This window comes from Accumulibacter sp., assembly GCF_023806625.1.
Lineage (GTDB): Bacteria > Pseudomonadota > Gammaproteobacteria > Burkholderiales > Rhodocyclaceae > Accumulibacter.
The window spans coordinates 1-10,507 of the sequence record NZ_JAMTDX010000096.1 but is presented as its reverse complement, the minus strand read 5'-3'; the positions used below and the strand labels follow the sequence as shown (position 1 = coordinate 10,507).

General features: G+C 67.6%; 7 protein-coding genes. 3 read left to right on the top strand and 4 right to left on the bottom strand.

Features of this window, described 5'->3' with window-relative positions:
- Positions 1-230 precede the first annotated feature (230 nt).
- On the top strand, positions 231-1,265 hold the full coding sequence (locus NFW05_RS15295; RefSeq protein WP_295308806.1) for a sulfate ABC transporter substrate-binding protein: 1,035 nt from the start codon (positions 231-233) through the stop codon (positions 1,263-1,265).
- An 11-nt stretch (positions 1,266-1,276) separates the two neighbouring features.
- On the opposite strand, the gene NFW05_RS15290 is transcribed toward NFW05_RS15295, so the two are convergent.
- From NFW05_RS15290 to NFW05_RS15280, 3 genes are read right to left on the bottom strand one after another with little or no spacing between them, the layout of a single operon-like run.
- On the bottom strand, positions 1,277-2,227 hold the full coding sequence (locus tag NFW05_RS15290; protein WP_295308803.1) for a hypothetical protein: 951 nt from the start codon (positions 2,225-2,227) through the stop codon (positions 1,277-1,279).
- A 5-nt stretch (positions 2,228-2,232) separates the two neighbouring features.
- A complete protein-coding gene (locus NFW05_RS15285; RefSeq protein WP_295308800.1) occupies positions 2,233-4,539 on the bottom strand; it encodes a hypothetical protein in 2,307 nt (768 codons plus the stop codon).
- Between the two features lie 3 nt (positions 4,540-4,542).
- On the bottom strand, positions 4,543-5,430 hold the full coding sequence (locus NFW05_RS15280; protein WP_295308797.1) for a MoxR family ATPase: 888 nt from the start codon (positions 5,428-5,430) through the stop codon (positions 4,543-4,545).
- Positions 5,431-5,779: 349 nt separating this feature from the next.
- On the opposite strand from NFW05_RS15280, the gene NFW05_RS15275 reads away from it, so the two are divergent.
- Positions 5,780-7,921, top strand: a complete 2,142-nt coding sequence (locus tag NFW05_RS15275) for a hypothetical protein (RefSeq protein WP_295308794.1) — start codon at positions 5,780-5,782, stop codon at positions 7,919-7,921.
- A 19-nt stretch (positions 7,922-7,940) separates the two neighbouring features.
- The gene (locus tag NFW05_RS15270) at positions 7,941-9,221 is read left to right on the top strand and encodes a hypothetical protein (protein ID WP_295308791.1); all 1,281 of its coding nucleotides are present in this window, start codon (positions 7,941-7,943) and stop codon (positions 9,219-9,221) included.
- Between the two features lie 243 nt (positions 9,222-9,464).
- On the opposite strand, the gene NFW05_RS15265 is transcribed toward NFW05_RS15270, so the two are convergent.
- Positions 9,465-10,163 carry a hypothetical protein gene (locus NFW05_RS15265; protein WP_295308788.1) on the bottom strand — a complete coding sequence of 233 codons (699 nt, stop codon included), beginning with the start codon at positions 10,161-10,163 and terminating at the stop codon, positions 9,465-9,467.
- Between the last annotated feature and the right edge of the window lie 344 nt (positions 10,164-10,507).

Here is a 10,507-nt window from a genome sequence, read left to right as displayed (position 1 = left end):
GGACCTCGGCCAGAGCGCGTGATCAGGTTTGCTGAACATTGTGGCTAATCATGACAAGAGAAGCAGCAGGATCATCGCGACGGGTGGTTTCCGTGGTGGTGAGCGCGTCGTCCGGCGGCAGCGTCGAGCGCGCCTGATCGTGCGCTTATATGCTCATGAACAAAGATTCCTTGGCCGGTCAGGCCGATCTCCGTAGACTCCGGCGCCGTCAACCCTCTCACGGAGTCAGCATGAAACTCGGACAGCTTCTCGCCGGCGTGCTCGCCGGTCTTCTCGTCGGGGCGCTCGCCGGCGCAGCGACTTCCGGTACGGTGGTCGCGGCGGAAGTCTCGCTGCTCAACGTCTCCTACGATCCGACGCGCGAACTTTACCAGGATTACAACGCGGCGTTTGGCCGGTACTGGAAGCAGAAGACCGGCGACGACCTCAAGGTCAGCGCGTCGCACGGCGGGTCGGGGAAGCAGGCGCGTTCGGTGATCGACGGGCTCGAGGCCGACGTCGTCACCCTGGCGCTCGCCTGGGACATCGACGCGATCGCCGACCGGGGACTGATCGCCGCCGACTGGCAGAAGCGTCTGCCGAACAACGCCTCGCCGTACACCTCGACGATCGTCTTCCTCGTCCGCAAGGGCAACCCGAAGGGCATTCGCGACTGGAACGACCTGGTCCGTCCGGGCGTGTCGATCATCACGCCGAATCCGAAGACCTCGGGCGGCGCACGCTGGAACTATCTCGCCGCCTGGGCGTATGCGCTCAGGCAGCCGGGCGGAAGCGAGGCGAAGGCGCGCGAGTTTGTCGGCCAGCTCTACGGCAACGTCAAGGTGCTCGACTCGGGTGCGCGCGGGTCGACGACGACCTTCGTCGAGCGCGGCATCGGCGACGTACTGCTCGCCTGGGAGAACGAGGCGCAACTGGCGATCCGCGAGATCGGCCCCGACAAGGTCGAGGTCGTCAACCCCTCGCTGTCGATCCTCGCCGAGCCCCCGGTCGCCGTCGTCGACCGGTTCGTCGACAAACACGGCACGCGCAAGGTCGCGCAGGCCTACCTCGAGTATCTCTATTCCCCTGAAGGGCAGGAGATCGCCGCCCGCCACTATTACCGCCCGCGCGATGCGAAGGTCGCCGCCAAATACGCGAAGCAGTTCGGGAAGGTCAATCTGGTGACCATCGACGAGGTCTTCGGCGGCTGGCGCAATGCCCAGAAGGTCCATTTCAGCGACGGCGGGATCTTCGATCAGATCTACGTTCCGGGCGGGCGCCGCTAGATCGCCGGCGATCACTCGCTGGGCGCCCGTCTGAGGCTGTCCAGATAACGCCTGTCGTCGTGTCGATGCCGGGTTGCCACTCCGTGCGATGCTTCGAGGCTCTTCTCGACCAAGGACACCGCGTCGGCCAGGTGTCCGCGCTGTTCCTCGATTTGTGCGAGCAGGACGAGCAGCTTCCTGCGCCGCCAGTCGCCGGCGAGGACGACCAGCAGTTCCCGCGCCTGGCGTTCGATCGGCTCGGGGGACAAGCGACCATCGATCTCGTAGGCGCAGAGCAGTCGGTTCGACGCGGCGTTGGCCACCTCGACCGGTCCGTCGTGGGCAGCGAAGAGTCCTCCGGCACGCGCGAAGATGCGCTCGGCGCTGGACCACTCGCCTTCGAGCATGTACTCGTAGCCGTAGTTGTTGGTGAGCACGGCAACGTCTACCCAGCCACCTCTCTGTCGGGCATTCGCCAGCAGTTCGGCGATCACCGAACGCGCTTCGGAGTACCGGCCACAACTCTCGTACCAGCGGTAGAGCAGCGTCCCCGACTCGATCAGCAGCCGCTGGTGGTGGCCCGCGCGTGCAATGCGGAAACACGGGTCGAGGACCGTTTCGTACGCCACGCCGTGGTCAGCGACCAGGGGCAGCGGTACGGCCGGAATGACCTTCCCGAGCAGGCCGACGAACTCGGCGAGCATGCTCGCCGGGACAGCGAGTCCGCTGCGCAGTGTTCCGGCCGCGTGCCGCAAGGTCGTACCGATGTCATGGTCGATGCCGTCCGTGCGACGGGTCGCCGCCCAGGCGGCTTCTGCTGCGGCAAACTGGCTTGCCGGCGTCGGGGTGGCGGCGGACTGCATGCCGAGCAGGCTGTCGAGGGGCAGGTCGTCGAAAGCCAGCGGGCCTGGCCGCGAGCCGGCCGATTCCCATGGGGACAGTCCGCATCCGGTTGATTCACTTCTCGTCGGCAGTTGTTTCATGGGGATCATCTTTCCAGGCCAAATGACCGCCAGAACGGCGGAACGAGTTCGCGGTAGCGCTCGGTGGCCTCGCCAGCCAGGCGCTCGGCCTCGGGGACGTAGAATGCCTCCCCGTCGCGCTTGTCGATCCAGCCGGCCATCGAGCTCAGACGGGCGATTCGCTCGAGGAGCAAGTCATCGAACGCGGCCAGCGGAACCCTCCGGATGGTCTTTCGCCGGGCGGCGGCGGCGGCGATCAGGTTCTCGCTGAGCGTCAGGCGGTCGGGTGCCACGAGCGTGATGCCGTCCCTGCCGTACGGAAGTGCGCCGGCGATCAGCAGCTCCTGCCAGTGCGAGTCCTGCGGCTGCAAACCACCGTGTCCTGCCAGACCGACGACTGTCGCTTCCTCCGACTGCGCGGCCGGGATCAAGGGGTTGTGCAGGCCGTTGGTGGCCTCGATCCATCTGCAGCTTTGCCGGGTGGTCGGGAAGAGCGGGGCGAAGATGATCAGGCCCGCGCAAGCGAGCCAGCTCCCGCCTTCGCCGGCCGGTCCCTCAGCCTGCTCGCCACAGCCAATCAGGTTGACCAGCCGGTCAGTCCGGTCGGCATAGCGCCGACGGAACTCTTCGCAGTTGTGTGCGTACTGTTCCAGCCAGGCAACCGGCTCAAAGAAGACACTCCATTCGCTCACCGAACCGGCGTCGTCGCGAAAGATCCAGACGACCGGAAATCCCTCGGCTGAAGTGACTGACGGTCCTCCCTGGCCCCGACGGCTGCTACGCACCCAGACTTGCTCGCTTCCGCGGGCGTAGGCGCGCAGGGTCTTCCTGACGTCCACACCGTCCAGCAACTGGCCAGAGAATCGTTCGCTGCACGGTTCTCGCCGTCCTCCTCTGGACATCCCGATCGCCGAGCAGCAGAGCGCCGTCGTCAGGCTCTCCCAGGGCCGCCAGGAAAAACGGTAGCCTCGGTACAGGACGTCCCTGGCCAGTTGCTGTTCGGCGGGATCCCGCTCATGGCGGGACGCCGACAGGGTCTCCGGCGGAGGCTGAAACGCAACCGGCTCGGGAGTGCCGCCATGCCAGCCTGCTTTACAGAGCACGAACTGACCGGGGGCTCCTTCGGAGGCAACAGTGGGGCGCAGGCGTACGCAGTCCGGGTAATCGGCCGGATCGACCCAGGGGAACGCGGTCAGCGTCGCGAAAATACTCTCCCGCAGCGGGGCTTGCAGAGTCGTCCGGGCGCAGCCGTCGATCAGCGCGAGGTTCGGGACACGGCGCATGTCGAGCAGCAGACGTGCGTGCAACATTTGCGTGAAAGCGTTCCACGACGCCCAGCTCCAGTGACCGGCCTGACCCGTTCTGCCGTCAGTCGGCTTGGCCAGGAGCTTTCGCCAGGCTCGGCGAAGCAGTGCCCGGACGATCGGCAGCGCGTCGATCGACCGTGGTGGCCTGCCGGCGTCGAGCTGCGGGTGGCGCCGGCGGCTTTCGAGCACATTGGCCACTGCCGGACACGCGTCCATGAACTGCTGGGCGAGCGAGGGGTGAACGACCGTCCGCTGAAGGGACCCGAGTCGCTCGGCGTCTGGCGGTGCGACCAATGGCGCTGCCGGTACGCTGTCGTCGGCGATCAGGCTTGCCAGGCGAGCCCAGTGAGCGATGCCGCCGGTGAACAGCAAGCGTCGATGGCGTGCCAGCAGCGCCTTGAGTTGGGCGGCCATCACGTACTCGCGGCGCGGGTCCACCTCGGGGTCGGTTTCGCAAGCGGCCGCCAGCGCAATCGTGTCGGAGAGGTAGCGCGCGGCGTCGCGCCCGGCGTCGCTGGGGTCCGGCAACACCTGTCGCGGATGATGGCTGTTCGCCATCTCGTCGAGGTCCACGCCGTACAGCGGCACACCCAGCTCGAGGGCGCAGCGGATCGCCTCGATAATCGAGTCGGTTGGGGAAAGCATCAGCACCTGCGTTCCCCGAAACCCGAGTTCCTCGTAGAGCAATTGAGGGGGCAGGTCCTCGAGGGCATGACCGGTCTCGCGCTGCAGTTCGAGGGCGCGCTCGCGTGCCGACGGACGCAGCAAGCGGTTCGCCCGGGCCAGCCCGAGCATGCACGGCAGACGAGTCCTGCTCTCAGGACCGACGCCGAGTTCGCTCAGCCATTGGCGCGCCGCGGCCGCCGTCACCGGGCCCAGTTCCACGGCCACCGCGTCCGGGCGTGCGGATGGATCGGCACAGGCCAGATTGACCAGACGGGCAAAGGCCGACTGGAAATGGACTGCCGGCACGGCAATCAACGAAGCGTTGCCGAGCCGAAGCTCCATGATTCCCTTCCGGGCCATATCCTATTCCTTTCGTCCGAAGAGTCGTCTGAATGCCGCTTCGAGGTGCCGCATGTCGGGAGGGGCCGGCGCAGCCGGAGCCTCGAGCAGCACTTCCCCGGGAGGGGCGCCCTCGGCGTCGACGAGATTGAGCATCAGGCCAAACAGGTAGAGCGTATCGCGCGGCGAAGGCGGCTGGTCGCCCCGCTCGTCCCGCCAGAGTTGCCAGAAACGGCTGATCAGCCTGTCGCTGGCCGGCGCAGGTCGTTCGAGGCGCGGGAAGCGTCTTCTGACGATCTCGTCGATCTCGGCCCGCGACGGGTAGCCGACTTCGATGACCGGCCGGAGGCGCGAGCCGATGAACTCGGGGAGCGTGCCCCCGACGAGGTCCGAGCTATTGGTCGCCGCGATGAAGGCGAAGCCGCGATGCGCGTGGATTCGTTCGCCGAGCAGCACGGAGTCGAGGTAGCGGCGTTCGTCGAGCACGCTGGCCAGCGGCGCCAGAGCCCGGGGGCGCAGCTTGCCGATTTCGTCGATGAAGCAGATCCCGCCGCGAAGCATCGCCGTCGCGAGCGGCGAAAGAACGTAGTCCATCTTGCGTTCGGCGTCGTCGCTGAACCGGACAGCGCAGGTCAGGTCTTCGGCCGTCACGTCCTCGTGCCCCTGCAGGATGTACAGTTCCTTATCCGTGTAGCGGGCCAGTTCGTAGACCAGGCGGTTCTTCCCGACGCCAGCGTCGCCGACCAGGAGCGGACAAAGGCGCGGGAACCTGGGCTGGGCGACCCAGGCTGCGAGCACGTCCCGCGACTCGTCGAGACGCCCGACGAGTTCATCGGTGTCCGCCAGAGCGGGCTGGTACGGCTGGCTGAGGAAGACGCTCTTCGAGTTGAGCTTGACAGTGGCTGGAATCATCGCTTTTTCCCCGTGTCGATCTGTTGGCGGTACTGTTGAAACCTTTGAACGGAGCGATCACAACGGGATCGCTCTCGCAGACGTCGTCCGGCGTCCACCCATCGCAGCGCGTGGCGCTTCGCCGGGGACCCGGAGGTCGGCGCAGGCCGGCCTCTCCGGAAAAAAGGTTGGTAGCCCGGCTTTTCCGGAGAGGCGCCACGGGCACCGGGGCGAGCGTCAGTTTGGGGGCGAGGGGTTCTGGCGACTGGACGAGTGCGGGGTGCCGGAAAATCCACGGTTGCGATCCGCCAGAGTAGAATCCGCTCATCTTCGGGGTTCTCTTCGCCGGTTATTGGACAAAGGGCTGGCCATGTCTGGCTTCGCGACGACGTACAGGGCAATCGTTCTGGGAAAGCGCCTCGACGTGCTGGCGCGCGCCTATTCGCTGGCCGTCGGGGAAATCGACGAGGACAAGCGGTGGATCTTTGAGCACGAGAATCCGGAGCAGCGCGAGCACGCGGAAGGGCTGGCTCGGCGCGCCCGAGAGGAGGGCGGGGCGTTCCTGCGCGACGCGGTTCGCCGGCGGCATCAGGAGCTGGTCGCGCAGTGCCTCGACCCTCTGGCGCGCCTTTGGCTCGGCCATCATCTGTTCGGGCGACGCGAGGTCGAGACGCTGGCGTTGCTGCTCGCGGACGAAGGCCGGCGGTTCGAGGAGCGCACCAGCGATACCCTGCGCGGCCAGGCGAGCTATGCCGTCCGCTTCGCGTTTCGGGAACTGGACGACCTGCTCTCGCGTCTCGCGTCCGTGCGCAAGTTCGTACCGGGGGATCAACACGACGGCGCTCGCCTGCCGCTGATCCGGCACCTGATTCGCGAATTGATCGTGCGCGCTGACCAGGCCGGGTGCGAGTCGGACGGCCCCGGTTCGCCGGACTGGGCGGTGGTGCTGGAGGCGGTCGTCGCACGGCTGGCGAGCGAACTCGAATACCGGGGCGAGCAGACCATCCCCTTCGCCGAGTTCACCCCGCCCGAGGGCGACGACGATCACCATCCCTCCGCGGACGACTTCCCGGCGGAGACGAGTGCGTGGGCGCCGTGCTCCCAGTCGGTGACCAGTCACTACGACCGGGACGATGCCGGGAAGATCCGTTGCCTGATCGAACACGTCGCGGGCCAGGTCGCTGGTCCCCTGCCAAACGCGGTCGAGCCCCAGTGGCGGCGCCAGTTTCAGGACCGCCTGCGGCTGCGCTTCGCGTGCACCGCCTACACTCATCTCGTACGCGGTCTGGTCACGCGGATCATCGAGCGGGAGAGAATGCCGGCGGTCGGCGAGGCATTGGAGCGCGCACGCTGCGCCTGCATCGACCTGGGACCGGCGGGGTTCCCCGAACTCGACACGATGCTCGGCGAACTCGACGGGGCAGTGACTGCCTGTGCCGTGCCGTTCGCTGCGCTCGCCCTGCGCAGGCTCGACTCTGCACGGCGAAGCCTGGAGCGGGTGCGTCGGAGCAAGCAGCAGGGCAAGCCGTCGCTCGCGGTGATCAAGCGGATCGCCGAATCCCTCGCCGAAGCGGGGGATGCCGCTGTCGTCTCGAGGGTCGAGTTGGAAGCGTTTCTGCTACACGCGATCGAGGACTGCGGGATCGCCAACGAGGGCGACGCCGACTGCGGTGGCGCGCTCGCCTGGCTGAAGACGGTCGACGACACGACCCTCTTCGGCGGGACCTTCGACGAGCGGCTGGCCCGCGAACGCGACGCCGTCGCAAGAGAAATCCGTGCCTCGTGGGACGCCGCACTCGACCAGCTGCTCGAGGATTTCCTGTACGCCCGGGAAGCGTGTCGCGAGTCGGCGCTGCGCCTCTCGGCCGCCGACTACCTCGACGCGCTGCCGCTCTGGAGCCAGCCGCGCAGCAAGTGGGTAGAGGCGCTGACGGCGAGGGAAGCCGCCCAAATCCTGGACGCTGCCTGCTCCGCAGACGAGGCGAGTCTCGGGGCCCGCCTCGAGCTCAACCTGAACGCGAAGCGCCTCGACTACAAGGGGTTGCGCGATCGAATGGACGGCGACCCCGAAGCAAAGCAGGCGTGGGAAAGGATCAGCGAGCTTCGTGACAGGTACCGGACGCTGCTCGTCGTGGCGCGCATGCGGCGAAACGCGCCGATTCGCGTGTTCAAGTATTTCACCGCAATCTGCCGGCTGGCCGAGAACAAGGGCATTGATGCCGAGACGACGATGGATCTCGACGAGTGGCTGACGACCACCGAGCGCCTCTTCGCACCGATCGAGGACGGCTACCTGGCTGCCGCGCTGGACGGACGCACGACGTTGCCCACCGTCGACGAGTGGAACGGCGAGCTGGCGAATCCCGTCGCGCCCGCGCTGCTGCCGTACTACCGGTTGTGGGACCGGCTGCGTGTCGGCTTGCGCCCGACTTCGCGAGCCGTTCCCTATCTGAATGCCGTCAGGCCAGCGCTCAGACCGTGGTTCGCCCGGCCGGGAAACGGCTCATCCTGAGCGGCCCGGGGAGCCCGAAATGTTCGTCCGTTGCGAAAAACTCATCCTGGTTTCCGATCCGCCCGCGGGTGAATGGTGGCGGCGCCTGCTCGACCCCCGCGATCGGCCATTCTCCGGCGGCGGGCGCTGCGCATCGGCAGGCAATCCCGAAGACGCGGTCGCCATGGCGATCGACGCGCGCGAAGCAGGCTTTCGGCCGATCCTGATCTGCGCCTCGCCCGCAGTTCGAGAACGGCTCAGGCCACTGCTGCGCGAGCGGCGCTTGTCGGTATCGACGCTCGTTCGGGGTTACGACGACGCGGCGATACGCGCGCTACTGCGATCGCCTTCGCGCGAAGTCCTGCTCGCCCTGGCCGGCCAGTATCCGCTGATCGAGCCGTCGCGCGAGTACATGGACGCCCTGGACTCGGCAGTCGCCCGGGACCCGGCCGCACAGCGGTTCATCCACAAGGCCCGCGAGGTCGACCTGCAGCTCGACGACTTCACGACGCTCGACGAAGAGGAGGAAAGCGTTGCCGTCGTTCGCACGCACCGGCTTGCCTGGCGTCTCGATCCCGCCCGTTGCCTGACGATCGCGCTCGATCCGCTACGCGGCGACGCAAGCTGCCGGCATACGTTGGCCGGACGACCACAACCGGGATCGCTGCACTGCGCGGACGGCGAGTGGCGCTTCGACGAGCATGGAGAGTATTCGCTCAGCGGCCAGGATCTGCGAACGATCGCCGAGACCTTCGCGATCGACGACGAATGGCTACGGCGCTGGGACGAGATCAACCGCGGCCTGTTCCTGCCGCCCGAGATGCTCGCCAACGTCCAGTCGTGGACCGAGAACCCGACGCGATCACCGTTCGTCGCGACATCGATCGCTCGCGCTGAAGAAACGCCGCGGGTCCTGCTGAACTCGGCGCAATGGAAAGCGGCGTTCGACGCGCTGATGGCTGAGCCGCTCGCAGAAGACGCCGGCAGCGCGGCCGGCACGAGGAGCGGGAGCCCAGCGCGTCTACCGGTCAACCGGGTGGCGCCGCTCCTCCTCGCAATAACGAGCGGTCCCGACCTGACGCTGGATCTGCTCTGGCCAGCCGCCGACAGGGAACTCAATCTTCCGGAAGGGCCCCCCGGCTTGAGCATCAGCATCGATGGCCGGAAAGTCGAAGCGCCCGACTTTCGCTGGCAGGATGGCTACCGGAGGCTCGTCGTGGCCGGCATCGATCTGCCGCCAGCTTGCCGGTACGGCTGGGAATGGGACGCGGGGGAGAACACGCTGCGCGTCGAGGTCGAGAGCGCGCGAGGGCGAAGCTGAAAAAGATCGGCAACAGACCGAATAGACTGCCCGGTGCCGGGTGGCGGGACGCGCGCCGCTCGGCGACGGCGAGCGGCGAACGGGCCTCGGCCCCTGTGCCTCTGCCCGGATACGCAGCGAGCGCCAGGCGCGCATCCCGGCCCATCACCGGTCGGCGAGATGGATCGCCAGGACAGTCGGACGGGACGACCCCGAGATCCGGGCTTCTGACGATTCTCGGGAAGCGGCTCGTGACCCCAGCAATCAGAGGGTTGCCGCGAGGCCGGGACGGAGGAGCGAGCCTGTTGAGCGGAGCCGCGGGCGCGGCTCGAGGCTACCGACCCGCACCGCCCGGAAGCGCTCCACCTCACGCGGGCTGGCCGGAGCCAGTCCCGCCGTGGCGCCCGTCGCCGCAGAGTCCGCCACTGAACGGTGGCACGGTCGAAGTCGCGATCGAGTCACCGCCCGCAGCTGGTCCCGCAGCGGCTGCACCTCGGCGAGCGTCTGCTCCAGCCCAAATGCGCTGGCGACCCACACCGCCTCCTCGGCCTTGGCGAGCGCCCCGGCGCACCTGCCCAGGCCGTCGCCAAGCACCAGCGCCTGGTTACAGAGGTTGCCGGCGAGTTCCCTGGCGTCTTCAACTTGGCGCCACAGGGCTTCCTTTTCGTGAAAGTCGGCGAGCGCCGCCGCGTGTTCGCGGCGCAGGCGATGAATCACCCCGCGGTTGCCCACGGCCTTGCCCAGCAGCGCGGGGTCGTTCTGTTCGCGGGCGAGGCTCTCCTGCTCTTCGAGCAGCGGGCACGCGGCATCGTAGCAGGCCGCGGCAAACAGTGCGGCCGCGCGCGCGCTCGCACCAAGGCGAGCAAGCGATGCCGGTCGCCGATGGCGCGGCTGAGGTCCGCCTGTTCGGCGAGCAGCGGCATCACCGCGAGTGCCCGCCCCTTTGCGATCAGGATACGGCACCGCATTTCTAGCCCTGTCAGTAAGGCTGCGCGGTCGCCAAACGCCCATGCCCTTTGCTCGTGCGCCTCGGCAGCGGTGAGCGCAGCGTCGAGATCACCTGCGTTGTAGGACGCCAGCACCTCCTGGGTGGATTCGCCAAGGGTAGCATCCGATCGCCCGGGATCAAGCCCCGCTGCCGCATATGCCGGGATGGGGGCGAACAGCTGCCGGAGGTCGGCCTCGAGACGCAGGACCTTGTCGAGCTTTTCCTGCGAGCTCGCCAGGTCGCGCCGAAACACCGGGTGGTCCGGTTACCGTGAAAGCCCCCCGAGGTAGCGACGTGCCTATGCCTGCTGACGAGCAGC